Raw genomic sequence first — 20,998 nt, forward strand, 5'->3', positions numbered from 1 at the left:
TTTGTGTTGTTGTTCCTGTCCCTGGCGCTCTGGTGGGCGCTCGGGACCCTGATCGGGCTGGGCTGGTCCGGTGTTGTTGTCGCCGTTATCTGGGGCATTGTCGCCGCGGTCCTGGCCTCCCGGGGCCGCAAGGAACTCAACGCGATCAAGGGCATGCCCCAGACCGCCGAGACGCTCCAGGAAATCCCGCCCACGCTCAAACCCACCCCCTAAACACAGCGAGGAAAACACGATGAGTGAAAACCCGGATGTCATCCGAGCAGATATCGAAGCAACCCGCGCACGCCTTGGCACGAACGTCGATGCCGTCGCGGACAAAGTCACCCCGTCCCACATCGTCCAGCGCCAAACCGACAAGGTCAAAGACGCCGTGTTCGGCGTGAAGGAGAAAGTCATGGGAGCTGCCGAGCACACCACCGGCAATGTCCACTCCGCCACCGGGACCGCCGGGGCGCACCTGGGCGACGCCGGCGCGGCGATCGGGGACGCCCCCGCACAGGTCAAAACCAAAACCCAGGGCAACCCGCTCGCGGCCGGGCTGATCGCGTTCGGCGCCGGGCTGTTGGTGTCCTCCCTGATCCCGGCCAGCCAGAAGGAACGCGAAGCCGCCGATGCGCTGAAGACCGCGGCCGAACCGCTCACCACGGAACTCACCGAGGCCGCCAAGCACGTCGCGGAAGGCCTGAAGGAACCGGCCCAGGAGGCGATGGAGAACGTCAAGGCCACCGCCGCTGACGCGACCGGACACGTCAAGGCCGAAGGCCAGGGCGCCGTCGCGGACGTCAAGGACCGCACCGCCGAGGCCAGGGACAACGTCCAGCAGGCCTGACCCCCGCCGGCACCCGGCCGGCCGTCCAGCGCTCACGCGCCGGGCGGCCGGCTGACGCACTTAAACCCCCGAAGGAAGAACCGCCATGTCCCAGAACCCCGCCGCGGCACCAAACCCCGCTGATGCCGAAACGCAGGAGAGCAGCACCGCGAAGTCCCGCACCGCGCCCGCACCGGATGACGGACGCAAACCCGACAGCCCCACGGACGTGAGCAAACCCTCCTGGCAGTACATCGCCAAAAAGACTTTCCGCGAATTCACCAAGGACCAGTGCCCGGACCTCGCCGCGGCCCTGACCTACTACTCCGTGCTCTCCATTTTCCCGGCGCTGCTGGCCCTGGTGTCCCTGCTCGGGATCTTCGGCCAGCCCGAGAAAACCACCGGGGCGCTGCTGGAGATCATCCAGGGCTTCGCCCCGGGCGAGACGGTGGACGCGATCCGCGAACCGGTCCAGCAGCTCACCAGCTCCTCCGCGGCCGGACTGACCCTGGTCCTCGGTATCCTCACCGCCCTGTGGTCCGCCTCCGGCTACGTCGGGGCGTTCGGCCGGGCCATGAACCGGATCTACGAAATCGACGAAGGCCGGCCCTTCATCAAACTCCGCGGCACCATGCTCGCCGTCACCATCGCCACCGTCCTGATCGTGGTGCTGCTCGCCGCGATGCTGGTCCTCAGCGGCCCGGTCGCCGAGTCCGTCGGCAACGCCCTGGGCCTGGGCGGGGTCGTCCTGACCGTCTGGAACATCGCCAAATGGCCCCTCATCATCGTGCTCGTGGTGGCCGCGATCGCGATCCTCTACTACGCGACCCCGAACGTGAAACAGCCCAAGTTCCGCTGGATGAGCCTCGGATCCCTGATCGCCCTGGTCATCTTCCTGCTCGCCTCCCTCGCCTTCGGGTTCTACGTCGCGAACTTCAGCAGCTACAACGAAACCTACGGCACCATCGGCGGCGTCATCGTCTCCCTGCTCTGGCTCTGGATCCTGAACATGTCACTGCTCTTCGGCGCCGAATTCGACGCCGAAATGGAACGCGGCCGCCAACTCCAGGCCGGCATCAAAGCCGAAGAAACCATCCAACTCCCACCCCGCGACACCAAACAAAGCGACAAACTCCAGGCAAAAGAAGAACAAGACATCCGCCACGGCCGCGAACTCCGCGAACGAAGCAACACCGCGGACACGGAGGCCGCCACGGACTCCCGGTCCGCACGGGACGAGAATCCCCGCAACCCGCGGGACCAAAGCCCCTAGCCCTTTCCGGGGCCTTGCGTTCTACTGGGGCAAAGTGCCGCCCGGGGGCGGACGTGGCTGACCGGGAGGACGCATGACGGCACCCGCCGCAGGGGACGAACGCACCACCGTGGCAGTGGGCTACGACGGGTCCGAGGCAGCGCAGGCGGCCGTCCGGTGGGCTGCGGAGTACGCGGCCGCCGGCGGGTACCGGCTCCGCGTGGTGCAAGCCTGGGTCTGGCCCCTCTTCACCAAGAAGCTCGGACCGGTCAAGGGCGTGGAAGGCAGCGGGCTGCGGCACGCGGCCGAGGTGGTCCTGGCGGAGGGTGTTGAACTGGCCCGCGCGGCCGTCGCCGCCGCGCAGGGCCGGTCCGCGCAGGGCCCGGCCGCCACAACCGCCGCGGCGCCCGGCTCCGGCGAAGCAGTTGCGGAACCCGCCGCGGAAGCAGCATTGGGACCCGATTCCGGCGTCGAGGGTGTCATGGAAACCGGGCTTCCGGCTGCGGTTCTGCGCGATGCTGCCCGTGATGCCCGCCTGCTGGTGGTCAGCAGCCGCGGACTGGGCGGCGTTCTGGGGCACGTGGCCGGATCGGTCTGTCTCGACCTGGCCGGCTCCTCGCCCTGTCCCTTGGTGGTCATCCGCCGCCTGCGCAGCCCCGGCCAGGCCGCCGGCCCGGTCGTTGTTGGCATCGACGGGACCTCCCGGAGTTCCGCGGCGCTGGCCGGGGCCGTCCGGCTGGCGGGGATGCTTGGCACCACCCTGCAGATCGTCCACATCGACCAGACCCGCGGCGGCGCCCGGGAAGGCCACGGACGGCATGGCCCGCTGCGCGGCCGGGAACTCCTGGACCGCACCCTCGAGGAGGCCCGCAGCCTGGCCCCGGAGCTGTCGATCTCAGGGGTCCTGCGGGATGGCCACGCGGCGTCCAAGGAACTGCTGGCCGCCGCCGCTGAGGCCGAGGTACTGGTCATTGGAACCCACAATCGTGAGGGCGGCCCGGGCAATACTGTCACGGCCATCCTGAACAAGGCGCGCGGCAACGTCCTGATAACGCGCTGACCCCGCTCCACCGGACCACCGCCTTCAGAGGGGAGCTGGAGGTTTTAGCAGAGGAGGACGCTCGTGCGAGCCTGGCGGGTAGGACAGCCCGGGCCGATGAGAAGCGGCCCCCTGGTCCCGGACGAGTGCCCCGATCCCCGGCCGGGCCCCGGGGAGGTGCTGTTGCGGGTCCGGGTGTGCGGAGTCTGCCGCACCGACCTGCACCTGGCCGAGGGCGACCTCCCGCCGCGGCGCCCCGGCGTCATTCCGGGACACGAAGTCGTCGGCGACGTCATCACGTGCGGGGCCCGCGCCACGCGGTTCTCCCCCGGTGACCGGGTGGGAGTCGCCTGGCTCGGCAGAACCTGCGGCAGTTGCCGCTTCTGCCTGCGCGGCCAGGAGAACCTCTGCCTCTTTCCCGTGTTTACCGGCTGGGACCGCGACGGCGGCTACGCCGAACTCATCACGGTGGCCGAGAACTTTGCCTACCGGCTCCCGGCACGCTTCACGGACGACGAGGCCGCGCCCCTGCTGTGTGCGGGAATCATTGGCTACCGCGCGCTATGCCGGGCCGACCTGCCCATCGGCGGACGGCTGGGAATCTACGGCTTCGGCGGGTCCGCGCACCTGGCGGCACAGATCGCGCTCTTCCAGGGCGCGCGCGTGTACGTGATGACCCGGTCCGAGGAAGCGCGCGAACTCGCCCTCGAACTGGGGGCGACCTTTGTCGGCGGCGCCGAAGATCAACCGCCGGATCCGCTGGACTCCGCCATCCTCTTCGCTCCAGCCGGCAGCCTGGTTCCGGTGGCCCTGCGAGCCCTGGACCGGGGCGGCACGCTCGCCGTCGCCGGCATCCACCTGAGCGACATTCCGCCGCTGCACTACGCCACGGAGCTGTTCCAGGAACGCCAGCTGCGCAGCGTCACCGCCAATACCCGGGCCGACGGCGAGGAGTTCTTCCGCGTCGCCGCGGAAATTCCGCTGCGCCCCACCACGGTGTCCTATCCGTTCTCGGCCGCGGACAAGGCCCTGCTGGACCTGTCGGAGGACCGGGTCACCGGAGCAGCCGTGCTCCGGATGGACGCCCCGTAGCCGGCCTGGCGCGCCAACCGGGTCAGCTGTCCTTGCGCAGGAACACCTGTTCCTGGCCGGCCCTGAGCAGCACCCGTTGGACTCCCACGCGTACCAGCACCGGGGCGGCGTCACCGGGGGCCGCCGACACCGTCAGCCGGTCGCGTTCCAGCTGGATGGCGAGCATCTGGTCCCGGTAGCGGACCTGGAAATCCACCCGGCTGAGTTCGGCCGGCAGCCGGGGCGCGAAGGCAAGGGCGTCGCGCGTGATCCGCAGCCCGGCGAAACTGCGCTGGACGACGTCGATCGTCCCGGCCATCGCACCCAGGTGGATCCCGGAGCTGGTGGTTCCGCCCTGGGTGTCATCCAGGTCCGCGTCCAGGGCCTCCCGGAACACCGCCCAAGCCCGCTCGGGGTCCCGCTGCGCCAGTACGGACGCGTGGGCCACCCGGCTGAGCGTGGATCCGTGGGCCGTCCTGGCCAGGTAGAAGTCCACCGTGGCGGCCATCTGAGCGGGAGTGACGGCGTAGCCCATCCGGGCCAGGAATTCGATGAGCTGGTCCTCGCCCAGGACGTACAGCAGCATCAGGACGTCGGCCTGCTTGGCCAGCCGGTAGTGGTTGGTGCTGTCCCCTTCCGCCTCCAGGATCAGGTCCAGCCGCTCGATAAGTCCGTAGCTGCGGCGGTAATGCTTCCAGTCGAGTTCCCGCAGCGCGCCGTAGCCGTCGAACTGGCTGATGACGCCGTCGTCGTGGAACGGAACGAACATGCGGCGGCTGAGGTGCTCCCAGGCCCCGATCTCGGCGCCGGTGACCAGCAGCCTGGCTCGCAGTTCCTCCATGTCGAACCCCTGGACGGAATGCATGATCCAGACGGCCTGGTCGAACACCCATGCCGCCATGATGTTGGTGTACGCGTTGTCGTTCAGTCCGCCGCCGGGGTCGCCCGGATAGCCGGTGTGGTATTCATCCGGTCCCATCACGCCCCGGAGGTGGAAGCGGTCATCGGCCGCGTCGAACTCCGCCATCGACGCGAACAACCGGGCGACCTCGACGATGATTTCCGCGCCGTGCTCGGTCAGCCAGCCGCGGTCTTGGGTAACCTCGAAGTACTGCCAGGCGTTGTAGGCGACGGCGAGGCCAACGTGCCGTTGGAGCCTGGAATGGTCCTGAATCCAGTGCCCGGACCGCCGGTTGAACAGCAGCTTCGGCGTCTGTTCCGTGCCGTCGCTGCCGCTTTGCCACGGGAACATCGCCCCCTTCATGCCCGCGGCCCGGGCCGCGTCCCGTGCTGCCCCGAGCCGCCGCCACCGGTAATCGACCAGCTCCCGCGCGAGCGAGGGCAGCCTGGAGTTCAGCAGCGGGAGAACGAAGAGTTCATCCCAGAAGACGTGTCCCCGGTAGCCCTCGCCGTGCAGTCCGCGGGCCGGTACGCCCGCGTCCAGTTCGGCGGTATGGGTGGTGAGCGTCTGCAGCAGATGGAAGACGTGCAGGTTGAGGATGAGCTGCGCCTGCGAGCTGTCATCCAGCTCGATGACGAAAGGCTTGAGCAGGATCGCCCACGCGGCCTCGTGCTCGGCCTGCAGCGCCGCGAAACCGCCCGCGGCGCGGGCCAGGACGGCCCGGGCTGCGGTCAGTGGCGAGGAGATCGCGTGATCGCGGGAGGACGCCACGGCCACGGTTTTGAGGACCGTCAGCGGTTCCCCCGCAGCCACGGAAAGCTCGAAGCGGTGGGTGTACAGCCCGCCCAGCTGTTAGGGAATTCCGTGCCCGGCCGGTCCGCCGGCCCCGGACACCTCCGTCCGGAGGGCGAGGGCGATCCCGATCCCGCTGGTGACCGTCCGGGCTTGCACGGTGAGGCCGGCGGCTCCCGGACCGGCCCCGCAGTTTTCAACCTTGACGGACCCCAGGTGCCGGCTGGACAGGGCCGCGTCCTCGGGGACGTTGGAGTTGGTCACGTCCGTGTCGCAGCCGCTGCGGATGCTGACGCCCCCGCTCCAGCCGACGGCCGTGATGACGGTTTCCAGGGCGGCGAGGTTCGGCGTGGCCATGGACACGAGGCGGCGCTGCAGCAGCCGGAGCTGCCGGCCGGCGTCGTCCTCCAGGACCGCCTCCCGGGTCAGCACCGCCCGTTTCAGGTCCAGGGTGCGCCGCTCGCTGCGGAGCGAGAGCCCGCCCGCGGACCACCAGGCGCCGTCGCCGATCCGGAGATCCAATGGCAGCCAGTCGGGGATGTTGACGATGTGCTCGTCGTCGGATTCCTCGCCCTGGACCACACTGTGCAGGCTGTTGTAGACCCCGGCGAGATAACTGCCGGGATAGTGCACCGCGCCGGCCCGGTGCTCCGGCGCGGCTCCCCGGGTGGCCAGGTAACCGTTGCCCAGGGTGGTGAGGGCTTCCCGGTGGCCCTCGTGCGCCGGGTCGAAGCCCTCGTAGACCAGCAGCCATGGGTGCTTGATGACGAGGCCGATGTCCAGTTGGCTGACATCCTCGACGACGACGTCGGCGCCCGCCGCTTCCAGCGGATCCCGGCGCCCGGCCCGGTCGATGCCGACCACCAGCCCGAAACCGCCGCGCCGGCCGGCCTCCACCCCGGCGACTGATTCCTCGATGACCATCGCCCGGGCGGGCGGGATCTCCAGCCGGCGCGCCGCTTCCAGCGGCAGCGCGGGGGCCGGTTTTCCCGCGACGTCGCGCTCCAGGGCCGTCTGCCCGTCGATGATGTGGTCGAAGACGTCCGCGAGCCCTGCAGCGGCCAGCAGCGCGCCGGCGTTCCTCGCGGAGGTGGCGAGCACCACGGGGACCCGGCCGGCCTTCAGTCTGCCGAGCAGGTCCGCGGTGCCGGGGAAAGCCCGGACCGGGTTGGTGCTGAGCAGTTTGTCGAACAGTTCGTTCTGGCGCGCTGCAAGGCCGAAGGCGCTCCACACTCCGGACCCATCCGCGGGTGCGCCGTCCGGGATGGCCCCGCCGCGGGAGCGCAGGAAGGTGGCTACCGCGTCCTCCCAGGTCCGGCCCGCCACCAGGTCCAGGTAGTCATCGGTGCTGAACGGGTCCCGGCGGGTCCCGGGCGGAAGCCGCCGGTCTTGGAGGACCTCGTCGAAGAGTTGCTTCCAGGCCGCTGCGCGGAGCTCCGAGGTGTCCGTGACCACCCCGTCGAGGTCAAAGATCACGGCATCGACGGGCGCCAGCGCGGCGGCGAGGGTGGGCGACTCCGTCATTCCACAGTCGTATCAGCCATCCGGCCTCCGCGACAGGGGCGTTGGGCTGCAGTGCTGCGCCGTTCTCCGGCTGCCGTGCCGGCGTCAGCCCAGCAGTGCATCGAGGGTGGTGAAGCCATAGCCGGCCTGGCGGATCCGCTCGATCATCCCGGGCAGGGCGTCGGCGTCGAGGGTGGTCCCGTCGTCGGGGTTGGAGCCGATGTGCATCAGCACGATCTCCCCGGGCTGGAGCCGGGCCAGCACCCGGTCCGCCACGATCTGCGCCGTGATCCCTCCGCTGCTGCCTTTCCAGCCGAGCGTGTCCACGGTCCAGCGGACGGGCAGGTAGCCGGAGGCGTTGACCGTGGCGATGGTGCGGGTGTCGCGTTCGCCGAACGGGAAGCGGAACAACGGCCGCGCATTCCCTCCTCCGTTTCTGATGGCCTGCTCGGCCCCCGCCAACTGGTCGTCGATCGCGGCAGCGGGGAGCCCGGTGAAGCCCGGATGGGTCATCGAATGGTTGCCCAGCCGGTGGCCGCCCGCCACGATGGCCGCGACTCCTGCCGGGTTGCCGGCTGCCCAGTTGCCGGTGAGGAAGAATGTGCCGCGCACTCCGGTGGCGGCCAGGGTCTGCAGGATGCTGGGCAGCCCGGCGGAGTTGGCTCCGGCGTCGAACGTCAGCGCCACCACCGCCCCGGCCCCCGGGATCACCTCGAGGTCGCGGCCGGCCAGCGCGGCGGGGAACGGGGCGGGCGCCGGGGGTTCAGGCGCAGGCGGGACGGGTGCCGGCGGTGAAGGAGCGGGAGCCGGCGGGGCGGGCGCAGGCGGTGCCGGGACCGGAGGCAGGGGTGCGGGCCCGGCCGGAGCCGTGTCGCTGCCGGTAGGGATTGGAGTATCCGACGGCGGCGCACCCGGCGGGGGGCTGTCCGACGGGCCGGCCGTGACCGGGAGCGACGGCGACGCCGTCGGGGCAGCTGAGGGCGGCACGGACGAAAAGACGACCACGAGCACCACCGCGGCGGCCAGCAGAAGCACCGCAGCCGCGGCCGCCAGCCAGCGGCGCCGGTCGGACAAGATCGACCACATGCTCCACTGTGGCACCACCGGCCACAGGCGGGCTAGGGCTGAAAGGCCCGCGCGGTCTCGGACGCTGCCGGAATCAGGCGGTCGGCCCGGAGGCGGTCGAATAAGCGGATGAAGGAGTCTTCCGTTCGGCGGTACCCGGTGAAGCCGGCCAGGCGGCTCTTGCTCATATCGGTGACCACTTCGAGGTTCCGGCCCAGATCACCGTCCGTGTGCCACCAGGAGGCGACCCGGGCGAGGTCGGGTTCGGCCAGCCCGTGGCGGGCGGCGATGTCTGCCCAGACGCCCTCCTTGCCCTTCATCTGTTGTTCCAGCGGGCGGGGCTGGCCGGCGTACCCTACGGGTTCGACCCCGAAATAGGCGGCCAGCGCAGGCCACATGCGCCGCCAGCGGAAGATGTCGCCGTTGACGATATTGTAGGCCTCGTCGCCCGCTCCGTCAGCGGTGGCGGCCCAGATCATGTGTTCGGCCAGCAGCCCGCTGTCCGTCATGTCCGTGAGGCTGTTCCACTGCGTCTCGGAACCCGGGAAGATGAACGGTTGCCCGAGTTCCCGGCAGATGGATGCCTGGACGGCGAGCGTGAGACCCATGTTCATAGCATTACCGACGGCATGCCCGATCACCGTATGTGCCCGGTGCACGGACCAGCCAAAGCCCTGCTTCCCGGCGGCAGCCCACAACTCGTCTTCCTGGGCGTAATAGAAATTGGGCGTCGACAGCCTCGGTTCGCTTTCGCGGAAGGGAGTGTCCGGCATCTTCCCCGCCGCATACGCTTCAAACGGACCCAGATAGTGCTTCAGCCCGGTCATGAGGGCCACATGCTGCACCGGGTGGCCGCTGAGGCTGGCCAGCAGGTTCCGCAGCATGGCCGCGTTGGTCTCGATGTTTTCCTGCTCCGTGGCCATCCGTGACCACGCGGTGTAGAACACGTGGCTCGGCCGTTCGCCGGCCAGGGCTTCCCGCAGGCTGTCCAGCGAATTCAGGTCCGCACTCACATGGCGGACATCGCCGCGCCTGATCGGGCTGCGGGACAGTGCCACAACGTCCCAGCCCCCATCCGCGAGCCTGTCGACCAGGGCAGATCCGGCAATCCCGCTGGCCCCAACCACCAGGGCGGTCTTGGTTTCAACGGTGTCTGAACTGCTTCGCACGGCATTCCTCCTGGTATTTTTTGCGGGCCCGTCACCGGGCCCCCAGATGCGGGCCGGTCTGGCGCGGGGACGGATCCTCCTCCGCCCCGTTCCAGCGTCTCATGCCCGTGAGCGGGCCGCCCGCCGGCGCCTCGTAACCTGCGCCCGTACGGCCTTCCACAGGAGGGGTCCGCAGTAGGATGCAGATAGTGGAACAGCGTGAAGATCACGCGAATGCGAAGGCAGGATATCCGTGAAACTTTTGCTCCGGTATCCGCTTGTTGCGGGCACAATAGCTGCCCTGCTCGCGGTGCTCATACTGCTCCTGTCCGGGCAGCCGCTGATTGCGCAGATCTCGGCCAGCATCTACGCACTGGCCGTGGCGGCGTATCTGGCCGTGGGCATGGTCCGCCGGCTGGTCGGCGGCCAATGGGGCATCGACATCCTGGCAGTCACCGCGATCGTCAGCACGGTGCTGGTCGGCGAGTACATCGCCTCCATGATCATTGTCCTCATGCTGGCCGGCGGCACAGCCCTGGAGGACTTTGCCGCCGGCCGGGCCAAGAAAGAACTGACCTCCCTGTTGGAGCGCGTGCCGCAGACGGCCCACCGGGAACGCAGCGGCACCTCCGCAGCCGGAACCCTCCCGGCCGGAACCCACCCGGCCGGAACCACAGGCGGAAGCTCCGCCAACGGCCAACACGAGGATGTTGCGGCCACCGAGGTCCAGATCGGAGACATCCTGCTGGTGAAGCCGGGTGAGGTGGTGCCGCTGGACGGCGTCCTGCTCTCTGAATCCGGCAGCTTCGACGAATCCTCGCTCACCGGGGAGAGCCTGCCGGTGGAGCGGGTCGCTGGCGAGGGGCTGATGAGTGGCTCCCTGAACGGTGAAGCCGCGGTCCGGATGCAGGTCTCGGCCCGGATGGAGGATTCGCAGTACAGCCGCATCGTGGCCCTGGTCAAGGAAGCGGCGGATAGCAAAGCGCCCATGGTGCGGCTCGCGGACCGGTACGCCGTCCCGTTCACGGCCCTCGCCTACGTCCTTGGCGCGGTCGGCTGGATCATCAGCGGCAGCCCGGCCCGGTTCGCGGAAGTGCTGGTGGTGGCCACCCCGTGCCCGCTGCTGATCGCCGCTCCCGTGGCGTTCCTGGGCGGCATGAGCCGCGCCGCGCGCGGCGGCATCATCGTCAAGTACGCCGGTGTCCTGGAACAGCTCAGCCGGATCAAGACGGTCGCCTTCGACAAGACCGGCACCCTCACCTACGGCCGTCCGTCCCTGGTCGGGGTCCGGACCTCTGGGTCCTTCACCGAGGACGAGGTCCTCGCCCTGGCGGCCTCCGCCGAACAGTATTCCTCCCATGTGCTGGCCGCCTCGGTGATGGAGGCCGCGCGCACCCGCGGGCTGATGTTCGAAGCCGCCACGGAGGCCACCGAATTCGCCACGCACGGCGTCCGGGCCCGCTTCGACGGCCGCGACGTGGTGGTCGGCAAGCCCAACTTCGTGGCCGAATCGGCCCCCGGCGTCGAGGAAACGGAGCTGGCCAGCGGCGAACTCGCCATCTACGTGGGCGTGGCCGGGGAATTCGCCGGGTGCCTCGTGATGAGCGACCCGATCCGCGGGGAAGCCCGCCGCACGCTGGCCGAGCTCAAGGAACTCGGTGTCACCCGGACAGTCATGCTGACCGGCGATGCGCTCGCCACCGCCGAGCACATCGCGGCCGAGGCCGGGCTCACCGATGTCCGCGCCGAGTGCCTGCCGGCGGACAAGGTCGAAGCCGTCCGGTCCCTGCCCCTCCGCCCGGTCATGATGGTCGGCGACGGCGTCAACGACGCCCCGGTCCTGGCCGTCGCCGACGTCGGGATCGCGATGGGTGCGCGCGGCTCGACGGCGGCAGGCGAGTCGGCCGACGTCGTGATCATTCTCGATGACCTGTCCAAGGCCGCCTCCGCCGTCCGGATCGGCCAGCGCACCATCAAGGTGGCGCTGCAGAGCATCTGGATCGGGATCGGGCTGAGCGTGGCGCTGATGATCGCAGCGGCGGCCGGCTATATCCCGGCCATCGCCGGCGCCCTGTCCCAGGAACTCGTGGACCTGGCCACGATCCTCAATGCGCTGCGCGCCCTCAGCCCCGGTAAGAAGGGGGCCGGAACAAAGGAGCCGAGGCTAAAGCCCGCCGGCGGCGCTACCGGGCCGACGCCTGTTTCTCGGCTTCCGCGATCCGCGGAACGGTCCTGAGGTAGCTGTCCGGGTTCAGTGAGATCGAATCGATGCCCTCGCTGACCAGGAACTCCGCGAACTCCGGGTGGTTGCTGGGACCCTGGCCGCAGATGCCGATCTTGATCCCTGCAGTGTGGGCCTTGCGGATGGCCTCACTGATCATCGCCATGACGGCCTCGTCCCGCTCATCGAAGAGCGAGGCCAGCTGCGCCGAATCCCGGTCCACGCCCAGGACCAGCTGGGTGAGGTCGTTGGAGCCGATGGAGAAGCCATCGAAGCGGGTGGCGAACTTTTCGGCGAGGACAACGTTGGACGGAATCTCGCACATCATGTAGACCTGCAGGCCGTTCTCGCCCCGGACCAGGCCGTTCTCCGCCATCACGGCCAGCACCCGGTCCGCTTCCTGCGGGGTTCGGCAGAAGGGGATCATCACGATGATATTGCCGAATCCGAGCTTCTCCCGGACCCGTTTGAGGGCCACACACTCAAGGGCGAATCCCTCGCGGTAGCGTTCGTCGTAGTAGCGGGAGGCGCCGCGGAAGCCGAGCATGGGGTTCTCCTCCGGCTCCTCGAAGGCGGACCCGCCGATCAGGTGCGCGTACTCGTTCGTCTTGAAGTCGCTGAGCCGGACGATCACCGGCCGGGGATGGTAGGGCGCGGCGATCTTGGCGATGCCCAGGGCCAGGGCGTCCACGAAGTAGTCCTTGGGGTCCGCGTAGCCGCTGGTCAGGGCGCGGATCTGCTCGGCTTCGCCGGGGTCGGTGACCCGCTCGGGATGGACCAGTGCCATCGGGTGGATCCGGATCAGGCTGCTGATGATGAATTCCATCCGGGCCAGCCCGACGCCGTCGGCGGGCAGCCGCCACCACTGGAACGCGGCCGCGGGGCTGGCGATATTGACCATGACTTTGGTGTCCGTCGCCGGCAGCTCCCCGAGGTCCACCTCCTCGGTTTCAAACGCAAGGCTGCCCTGGTAGACGCGGCCCTCATCGCCCTCGGCGCAGGAGATGGTCACGGCGAGGCCTTCGGCCAGGACGGTGGTGGCGTTGCCGGTGCCAACGACGGCGGGGACCCCGAGTTCGCGGCTCACGATCGCCGCGTGGCTGGTGGGCCCGCCGTGGTCGGTCACGATGCCGGCCGCCCGTTTCATGATGGGAACCCAGTCCGGGTCGGTCATTTCGGTTACGAGGATGGCGCCGTCGCGGAAGTTTTCGATGGCCGCCGCGCTCCTGATCACACATGCGGTGCCCTGCGCGATGGAGTCGCCGATCGCGGCGCCGCGCGCCAGCACGGTGCCGGTTTCCAGCAGGTGGTGGAGGGTGAACCGGGAGCCGGTCTTCTGCGACTGGACCGTTTCCGGCCGGGCCTGGACCATAAACAGCTCCCCGGTCACGCCGTCCCGGGCCCACTCCATATCCATCGGCCGGGCGTAGTGCTCCTCAACGCTCACGGCCCAGCGCGCCAGGGCGAGGATCTCGGCGTCGTCCAGAACGAAGGCGCGGCGTTCCGCGTCCGAGGTGTCCACCATTTTGGTGCGTGCGTGGCCGCCGCGGCTGTAGACCATTTTCCGGTCCTTGGACCCGAGGGTCTTTTCGATGATCGGCGCGAACTCCTGCTGTGCCAGGAGCGGCTTGAACACGAGGTATTTGTCCGGGTTGATGGTGCCCTGGACCACGGTTTCGCCCAGGCCCCAGGCGGCGCTGACCACGGCTACCCGCGGGAAGCCGGAATCCGTGTCGATGGAGAACATCACCCCCGAGGCGCCGACGTCGGAGCGCACCATCCGCTGCACCCCGATCGAGAGCGCGACGTCGAGGTGGTCAAAGCCCTTGACCTCGCGGTAGCTGATGGCCCGGTCGGTGAAGAGCGAGGCGTAGCAGCGGCGGCAGGCGTCCAGGAGTTCCCGCTCCCCCGCGATGTTCAGGAACGTCTCCTGCTGCCCGGCGAAGCTCGCATCGGGCAGGTCCTCGGCGGTGGCGCTGCTGCGGACCGCAACCGAGAGCCGGTCCAGTCCGGCGCGCTCGCCCAGTTCCCGGTAGTGGGAGCGGATGGATTCGCCGATGTCCGCAGGGAACTCACTGTCCAGGAAGAGCTCCCGGATGGCCTCACCGGTAGCGCGCAGGGAGGTGTCGCCCGCGCGGTAGGACTGGATCCGCGAGCGCATCTCGGCCTCGATCCCGTTGACCTCGAGGAACCGGCGGTAGGCGTCCGCGGTGGTGGCGAAGCCGTCCGGCACGCGCACACCCTTGGCTTTGAGGGATTGGATGAGTTCGCCGAGGGAGGCGTTCTTGCCGCCCACCTGCGGGACATCGCCCATCCCGATCTCTTCAAACCACAGCACCGGGGATTCAGCCATGTCGCAGCTCCTGCTTTCGGCAAATAGGAAAGGGCGCGCCGGACACGAGGATTATCCTGTGCAGTCCGGTGCCATTGCACCCATCCTGCGGCGGCGCGCCGTCCGGGGTCAGAGTCTTTGGACCTTGGTGGCCGGTATGGCCTTCGCGGCCCGGCGGTGACGGGCGATCTTGTACAGCCAGTCCGCCAGCAGCACCGCGGGAATGGCGGCGAGCGCCACGGCCAGTCCGCCGGGCGACGGCGGGGCGTGGCCCAGCAGGGTGGCCAGCGGCCCGAGGAACAGGAACACCGCCAGCAGTCCCAGTTCGGCCAGCACCGCCCAAACCAGCAGCCGGTTGGTGAACCAGCCGAGCCGCCACGGCGGTACGGAGGCGCTGCGGCAGGCGAAGGCGTTGGCAAGCTGGGCCAGGACCACGGTGGTGAACGCGGCGCCGGAGGCGGCCATCAGCACGTCCGCCGCCGGCAGCTCCGCCCCCGGGGTCCAGCCGGCCCCGAGCAGCACAGCCGTGTACGCCGTCATTTCGAAGAGCGCCTCGACCGGCCCCAGCAGCCCGAACACCCGGAACATCAGTGCCCGGTCCATCAGGTGCCTGCGCTCGGGCGGGCGTTTCAGCGTCCCCTTGCTCGGGGCCTCGCTGCCCAGCGCCAGTGCGGGGAGCAGGTCGGTGCCGATGTCGAGGGCGAGGATCTGCAGCACGCTCAGCGCGAGCGGGAACCGCCCGCCGGAGAGCGCCCAGATCACGAACGGCGTGAGCTCGGCGACGTTGTCCGTCAGGTGGTAGGTCAGGAAGCGCCGGATGTTCGCGTACGTGGCGCGGCCCTGCTCCACCGCGGCGATGATGGTGGCGAAGTCGTCATCGAGCAGCACCAGGTCCGCCGCTTCGCGGGCCACGTCCGTGCCGCTCAGCCCCATGGCCACGCCGATGTCCGCCTGCTGGAGCGCCGGGCCGTCGTTGACGCCGTCGCCGGTCATCGCCACCACGTGGCCGCGGCCCTGCAGCAGGCGGGCCACCCGGAGTTTCTGTTCCGGGGTGACCCGGCTGACCACCACGCCGTCGCGGTCCAGCAGCGCGGCCAGGACAGCGTCGTCCTCGGGCAGGTTGTGACCCTCCAGCACCAGCTCGGGTGAGCCGATCAGCCCTGTTTCCCGGGCGATGGCGGCCGCCGTGAAGGCATGGTCGCCGGTGACCATGGCCACCTTGATGCCGGCCTCGCGGGCCGCCTCGAGTGCCACGCGGACCTCGGCCCGGGGCGGATCGTGCAGGCCGATCAGCCCCAGCAGCGTCAGCCCGCTCTCGACCTCCTCCAGCTTGAAGCTGGCGCCGGGCGGGCCGGGGAGGGTCCGCTCGGCCACGGCCAGCACCCTGAGCCCGTGGGAGGCCATCTGGTCAACCATCTCCCGCGCCCGGCCGGCCCCCGCTGCCTCACCGGAGTCGCCGCCGCCGTGCACGCACAGGGGGATGACCGACTCCGGGGCGCCCTTGACGTACAGCGTGGTGCCGACGATCGCGGACTCCCGCAGCCGCCGGGGATCGAAGGCGAAGCGGTGCGACACCGCAAGCTCGGCTGGACCCGACCCGGGATCTGGCCCGGGACCGGCCAGCCGGGCGGCCAGCGCGGCAATGGCGGCCTCCATCGGGTCGCCCTCGGGGATCCACTTGCCCTCGTGGAGCACCGCACGGCCCACGGACGCAGCCAGCGCAGCGGTGCTGAGGTGCTGCGCCTCCGCGGCTCCCGTCCCGGTGAACTCAGCCTCCGGACCGTACCCCGCGCCGATGACGCTCAGCACCCCGGCCGGGGTCCAGACCTCGACGGCGTTCATCCGGTTCTGGGTGAGCGTGCCGGTCTTGTCCGTGCAGATGAAGGTGGTGGAGCCGAGGGTTTCCACCGCTTCCAGGTTCCGGACCAGCGCGTTGCGCTGCGCCATCCGCTGCGCCCCGACGGCCAAGGACAATGTGACCGTGGGCAGCAGGCCCTCGGGCACCAGCGCCACCATCACGCCGATGGCAAACAAAAAGGCGTCCCGCCAGGAGATTCCGACCAGCAGGGAGAGGATGAAGAACAGCACACCAATGCCCAGGGCCATCGTGGCCGTGATCCGGACGATTCGTTGCAGTTCCCGCGCCAGCGGGCTCGGCGGCGCCTCCACCTTTCCCGTCAGGGCTGCGATTTCGGCGAGCCGGGTCTTCCCGCCTGTTCCCGAGACCACGCCTTCGGCCTGGCCGTTGACCAGGAAGGTCCCACCAAAGACGGTGTCACCGGGGACTTTGGCGAGCGCCTCGCTTTCACCGGTGAGCATCGATTCGTCCACGGAACAGCCGGCCGCCAGTACCAGCCGGAGGTCCGCGGGCACCCGGTCGCCGGCCACCAGCACGACGGCGTCGTCCGGCACCAGCTCGGTGGTGTGGACCTTGATGATGTGGTTGTCCCGGCGGACCGAGACCATCGCCGGCAGCAGCTCGCGGAGCTTGGAGGCGGCATGCTGGGCGCGCTCCTGCTGGATGTAGGCGAAGATCCCGTTCACCAGGATCACGACGACGATTGCGATGGCCAGCTGCGGCATGCCCGCCAGGTAGGCCAGCACGGAGGCGCCCCACAGCAGGACGGCAAAGAAGTGGGTCAGTTCGGCCAGCAGCCTCCGCCAGCCGGGGACGGTGCCGGCGTCCGGCAGCCTGTTCGCCCCGTACTGGGTGAGCCTCCGGGCCGCCTCGGCGGAACTCAAACCTTCAACGCCCGCCACTGCCCCGGTGCCGGGCCCCCCGGCAGGAGCCTCCGGCGTCACGGCTGGCCGGTGCCGTTTAGGCGCAGCACCGCAGACCGGCCCGGGGCAGGTAGCTCATAACTTGAGGGTGCGCCCCGCGGATGCCGGCCGTTAGGGCCAAAGGTCACGGCGGGACGCCGTCCACCCAATTGCACTCCGCGGAGTTCCTGCGACGCCAACAACGGACAAGATGTCTCTGCAGATCTTCTACATCTCGGCCGCAGCTGCCTGACCGAACCGTTCCCTGGCGTGGGAGATCGTCAGGCGCAGAAGGAGCCTGGATCAGAAGTCGATCCCCTTGACGAGATTGATGAACTTGTCCGTGGTCTGCTCAGCGTGTTCCCGTTGCCCCACCCGCCATCGACGGCCGCTTGGGCGAGCGCGCGGGCCGTGGCGTTGCCGTCCGGGCCAGGGATTCCCGAAGACATCGGTAGCATGGCCACGACGCGCAGGTCGAGAGACTCGTCGCCGCGGACCGCTTTGAGGACCGTGTTGGCCGACGCCCCGCCGGCCTCTCGCGGAACCACCCCGTCCACTGGAAACACGCGAAGTCCCCGATGCCCCCCACGGGCCCGCAGTCCGGGGTCTTCTTCGTCTCGGCCATGTCCGCCGCCGATGCGGGAAGTACTACTAGGGCCGATCGGCCCGCAGGTCAGACCTCGTGAGAGTCCCGCGTCAGTCGACGGCGGGTGGCCGGTGCCGTCCCAATGTCCGCAGGTAGGCGCCGAAGCCGTGCGGTGCCCGGGCGTGGATGCGCCCCGAGGTCAGCACACGCATGCTGTCCGTCGCCGTCACGGTGAAGGCGCGACTGCGGAGGCTCTGCACCAGGGTCCGGTCCTCGTGGGAGGAGAGCGTCGGGAAGCCTCCGGCGGCCAGGTAGGCAGAGGCCCTGACCCCGAAGTTGGCTCCGTAGATGTGCGGGTGGTCCTCCTCGAAGGGATGGCGTTCCAGCCAGCGCCGGAGCAGCTCCGGGTCCATCCCGTCCGGGTCCGGTTCCACGGAGCCGAGCACGGCGTCGGCTCCCGCGTCGGCGAATTCCAGCTGCCGGATGAGCCAGTTTTCCGGAACCTGCGAGTCCGCGTCCGTGTTGGCCAGCCAGGTCCGTCCGGCCCACGGCGGGGGTGTCCACCGCTTGCCGGGCGCTCGTCGTCGGGCTGCCCCAATCCCGGCAGCGCGGATGCCTGCGCCCCGGCTGGCACCGGCGTTGCGGAAGGTTACTTCCAGGGCGCTGAAGCGGCGGTCCGCCGCGGCGTACCGGGCGGTGATGCCGGCGGAGCCGTCGGTGCAGCTGTCCAGCACCACGGTCACCCTGACGTCCACGTCGGGCCGGACCCGGTGCAGGGCGTCGGCGGCGCGTTGCACTGCCAGCAGCGCGCGGCCGAGGTGCTCGTCCTCATTGTGGGCGGGCATGACGACGGCGATCCGGTCGATGCCGTGTCCGCGGGGCAGCGGCAGGGCGTGGGCGGCCATGCCGCCTAGCCTTCCGGGCCCGGCAGGAGTGCCGCTGCCGGCCGCGGTTCCTTACCGGGCTCCGGCGCGATCAGGACCTCCAGGATAAAGTCGCGTTCCCGGTAGAGACCGGCGTCGGCCCAACCGAGGTGGCGGCGCGCGGCGGCGTGGACGGAGTCGCCGTCGAGCTCCCAGCCGGAGATGGGGTGGCGCCAGTGGCACAGGGCCAGGGTGCCGCCGGGCAGAAGTGCGGACTCGACCCGTGCGAACAGCTCGGCGAGCTCGCCGTGCGCGAGGTAGTAGCCCACCTCGGAGACCACGATCAGGTCGAAACGGCCGTCCGGCCAGTCCTGCGGGACGGTGAGGTGGCGGGTCCGGGCTGCGGGCAGGTGTGCGAGGCGCCGGGCGGCGTGGGCCAGCGCGGCGCTGCTCGCGTCGACGGCCGTGAAGCTGGCGCAGCGTTGCGCGAGTTCCACGCTGAGCGTCCCGATCGAGCAGCCAATTTCAAGCCCTGCCTCGTAGTTCAGGCCGGGCAGGGCCGCGAGGGTGAGGGCTCGTTTGCGGTGTTCGTACCAGCTGGTGGTGTACTGCCAGGGGTCGTCGTTTCCGGTGTGGACAGCGTCGAAGACGCCCTCCGCGTCAGCGGCGGCGTAGGAGCCCTGGCTGCTGGCGGCGGCCGGACGCTGCCACGCGAAGGTCTCGAACGGACGTTCAAAGTGCTTCCGGAACGCCGGCGGGAGCAGCACCTCGTCCCCGGGCTGGCCGGACAGCGGCCGGACCTGGGTGAGGTGGGAGGCCATGGCCGCTGCCTTGGCCTGCCGTTCTTCGGGGTCCAGCGGAAGGCGCAGCCAGGACTGCCAGGTGTGGTCGGTGGCGTCCGCCCAGAGCCAGTACCAGATGGGGAACTCCAGCAGCCCGTGGCCGCCTGCGCTGGCCGCCTCGGCCGCGGCGGCGCCCAGCGCCTCGTGGTCCGTGTGGCCGTCGTGCCGGTACGGCGCCACGAGGGTGATGCGTTCCGCGGGCAGTCCCGAGGCGGCTGTTGTTTCAGCGATGGCCTGCTGCAGCGCGGCGCGCACCTCCGTCCGGTGATCGGCGAGCTTGCCGTCGGGCAGGGCGAGGAACCGCCACTCCGGGTCCCCCAGCAGGTGCGTCAGCGCGCCGCCGAATTCCTCGAGCCGCACGGTGGCAAGCTGTTCCGGCGTCGTGGTGGGTGAGTCCGGGTGGGAGGCCTCCCCCGCCGTGCACAACAGCACCGTGACGCGGGCGCCCAGCCGCCGCAGCCGGGCCATCAGCCCGCCGGCGCCCAGGGATTCGTCGTCCGGATGGGCGGCCAGGACGATGAACGCCTGGCCGGCGAGCTCCCCGGCGTCCAGCGGCAGCTCCGGGAGCGCAGCCAATCCGCTGGCTGCCCAGGCATCCTCGCCGGTTCCGGCGTCCTGGTGGGTGAAGCTCACCATGGGTGGTCCCCCTTGAGCGTGAGGGCACCAAGCTGGGCGTCGTCGCGCATGGCGTGGTGCTGGCGGATGTAGAGCGCGAGGTCGGCCATGCGCTTGCCGTAGATCTCGTCGAAGGCGAGGGGTCCGGGCCCGAGGTTCTGGCTGACCAGCGTCTGGATGCGTTCGACGGCGGTGGCCACGGCGCCGCGGACGCGGAGGGCCTCGCTCCAGGCGCCGGTGTCCGTGAGTTCCCCGGCATCGATCCGCGCGGCGGTCCGGGCGAGGTATCCGGTCAGGGCGGTGAGCGTGCGGTCGATCTCGCCGAGGTGGGCGAGTGCGAGCTGGTCCGGGGTGCGGCCGCCGTCGGCCGCCGTGAGCAGGGACGCCCTGAAGCCGCGGGCCACCGCGACGGCGCCGCCCAGCCAGCAGGCCGCGACGCCCATGCCGCCCCACGCGAACCCGGGCCGGCGGTAATACCAGCCGGCATCGCCCAGCGGCACGGCCGGGACGGCGTCGAAATGCACGGTGCCGCTCGGGATTTCCCGGAGTCCCCGGCTGCTCCATTGCGGGTCCTCGAAGCTGACGCCGTGGGCATGGAGGTCGACGGTGAAGGCTGCCCGTCCGCCGTCGTCCAGATGGGCGGTCACGACGGCGTGGTCCAGCTGGGCGGCCAGGGAGCACCAGGGTTTGGCGCCGTGCAGCAGGAACCCGCCGTCCGCCGGCTTCGCCTCGAGCCGCTGGCTGGCGGCTTCGGCGGCAAACACACCCCAGGCGCCGTCGGGGCGGACGCCGTCGAGGTCCGGGCGGTCCCGGCCGTCCAGCGCGGGCTGGCCGGTGGCCTGGGCGAGGATCGCCGCGGCGTCAAGATGGGGTTCGATGGCGCGTCCGGCGGCGACGTCCACGGCCGTGACGGAAGCCAGGATCTCCCACAGGAAGGCCGTCCGGCCCCCGCCGGGCAGCGGGGCAGCTTCTGCAGCGGCTTTGGCCAGCTCCAGCAGCGCCGGGACGTCGCCGACGGCCGAGCGGGCCGCCTCCAGCAGGGGGGTGAGGCCCGCCAGCTGCTCCGGCGCAGAACTGATCCTCACGGCGGCCGGCCACTGGGAGTCGGGAGTCCGGTTCATTTCGGTGGCCTGTTCCCTTTCGAAGTGCGTCTGGTGCTCCCGGCGTCCACGCCCGCCGGCCGGGCTACTGCTCAGCAAA

General features: G+C 70.2%; 14 protein-coding genes and 1 pseudogene. 6 read left to right on the plus strand and 9 right to left on the minus strand.

Going from position 1 to position 20,998, the window contains the following annotated elements; genetic code table 11:
• The 5 genes from AC50YC_RS12170 to AC50YC_RS12190 form a co-directional block, all read left to right on the plus strand.
• Positions 1-213: phage holin family protein (locus AC50YC_RS12170; RefSeq protein ID WP_494953772.1), on the plus strand; the 213-nt coding region annotated here is incomplete at its 5' end.
• A 19-nt stretch (positions 214-232) separates the two neighbouring features.
• Positions 233-829, plus strand: a complete 597-nt coding sequence (locus AC50YC_RS12175; RefSeq protein ID WP_494953773.1) for a DUF3618 domain-containing protein — start codon at positions 233-235, stop codon at positions 827-829.
• Between the two features lie 85 nt (positions 830-914).
• The gene (locus AC50YC_RS12180) at positions 915-2,081 is read left to right on the plus strand and encodes a YihY/virulence factor BrkB family protein (protein WP_494953774.1); all 1,167 of its coding nucleotides are present in this window, start codon (positions 915-917) and stop codon (positions 2,079-2,081) included.
• A gap of 73 nt (positions 2,082-2,154) precedes the next feature.
• Positions 2,155-3,120 carry a universal stress protein gene (locus tag AC50YC_RS12185; protein WP_494953775.1) on the plus strand — a complete coding sequence of 322 codons (966 nt, stop codon included), beginning with the start codon at positions 2,155-2,157 and terminating at the stop codon, positions 3,118-3,120.
• A 63-nt stretch (positions 3,121-3,183) separates the two neighbouring features.
• Entirely contained in the window at positions 3,184-4,191 is a 1,008-nt protein-coding gene (locus AC50YC_RS12190; protein WP_494953776.1) for a zinc-dependent alcohol dehydrogenase family protein, read from the plus strand.
• Between the two features lie 22 nt (positions 4,192-4,213).
• On the opposite strand, the gene AC50YC_RS12195 is transcribed toward AC50YC_RS12190, so the two are convergent.
• The 4 genes and pseudogenes from AC50YC_RS12195 to AC50YC_RS12210 form a co-directional block, all read right to left on the minus strand.
• Positions 4,214-4,489: a glycosyl hydrolase family 65 domain-containing protein gene (locus AC50YC_RS12195; protein ID WP_494953971.1), complete on the minus strand. Its 276-nt coding sequence runs from the start codon at positions 4,487-4,489 to the stop codon at positions 4,214-4,216.
• Positions 4,487-7,387, minus strand: a pseudogene (locus AC50YC_RS12200) (HAD family hydrolase); the annotation flags it as partial. The pseudogene AC50YC_RS12200 and the gene AC50YC_RS12195, both read right to left, overlap by 3 nt.
• Positions 7,388-7,471: 84 nt before the next feature.
• Entirely contained in the window at positions 7,472-8,452 is a 981-nt protein-coding gene (locus AC50YC_RS12205; RefSeq protein ID WP_494953777.1) for a polysaccharide deacetylase family protein, read from the minus strand.
• A gap of 32 nt (positions 8,453-8,484) precedes the next feature.
• Positions 8,485-9,600: an SDR family oxidoreductase gene (locus AC50YC_RS12210; protein WP_494953778.1), complete on the minus strand. Its 1,116-nt coding sequence runs from the start codon at positions 9,598-9,600 to the stop codon at positions 8,485-8,487.
• A gap of 232 nt (positions 9,601-9,832) precedes the next feature.
• On the opposite strand from AC50YC_RS12210, the gene AC50YC_RS12215 reads away from it, so the two are divergent.
• Positions 9,833-11,815 carry a heavy metal translocating P-type ATPase gene (locus tag AC50YC_RS12215; RefSeq protein WP_494953779.1) on the plus strand — a complete coding sequence of 661 codons (1,983 nt, stop codon included), beginning with the start codon at positions 9,833-9,835 and terminating at the stop codon, positions 11,813-11,815.
• Here the strand turns inward: AC50YC_RS12215 and ppsA are convergent.
• From ppsA to AC50YC_RS12240, 5 genes are all read right to left on the minus strand, one after another.
• A complete protein-coding gene (gene ppsA / locus AC50YC_RS12220) occupies positions 11,763-14,153 on the minus strand; it encodes a phosphoenolpyruvate synthase (protein ID WP_494953780.1) in 2,391 nt (796 codons plus the stop codon). The genes AC50YC_RS12215 and ppsA overlap by 53 nt on opposite strands.
• A 108-nt stretch (positions 14,154-14,261) precedes the next feature.
• Complete coding sequence (locus tag AC50YC_RS12225) at positions 14,262-16,874, minus strand: cation-translocating P-type ATPase (protein ID WP_494953781.1); 2,613 nt, start codon at positions 16,872-16,874, stop codon at positions 14,262-14,264.
• Between the two features lie 714 nt (positions 16,875-17,588).
• Entirely contained in the window at positions 17,589-18,383 is a 795-nt protein-coding gene (locus AC50YC_RS12230) for a glycosyltransferase family 2 protein (RefSeq protein ID WP_494953782.1), read from the minus strand.
• A gap of 5 nt (positions 18,384-18,388) precedes the next feature.
• Positions 18,389-19,819 carry a PIG-L family deacetylase gene (locus tag AC50YC_RS12235; RefSeq protein ID WP_494953783.1) on the minus strand — a complete coding sequence of 477 codons (1,431 nt, stop codon included), beginning with the start codon at positions 19,817-19,819 and terminating at the stop codon, positions 18,389-18,391.
• On the minus strand, positions 19,813-20,919 hold the full coding sequence (locus tag AC50YC_RS12240; protein ID WP_494953784.1) for an acyl-CoA dehydrogenase family protein: 1,107 nt from the start codon (positions 20,917-20,919) through the stop codon (positions 19,813-19,815). Before AC50YC_RS12240 ends, AC50YC_RS12235 begins: the two co-directional genes overlap by 7 nt.
• Positions 20,920-20,998 lie beyond the last annotated feature (79 nt).

Source organism: Pseudarthrobacter sp. MDT1-56 (assembly GCF_059383555.1).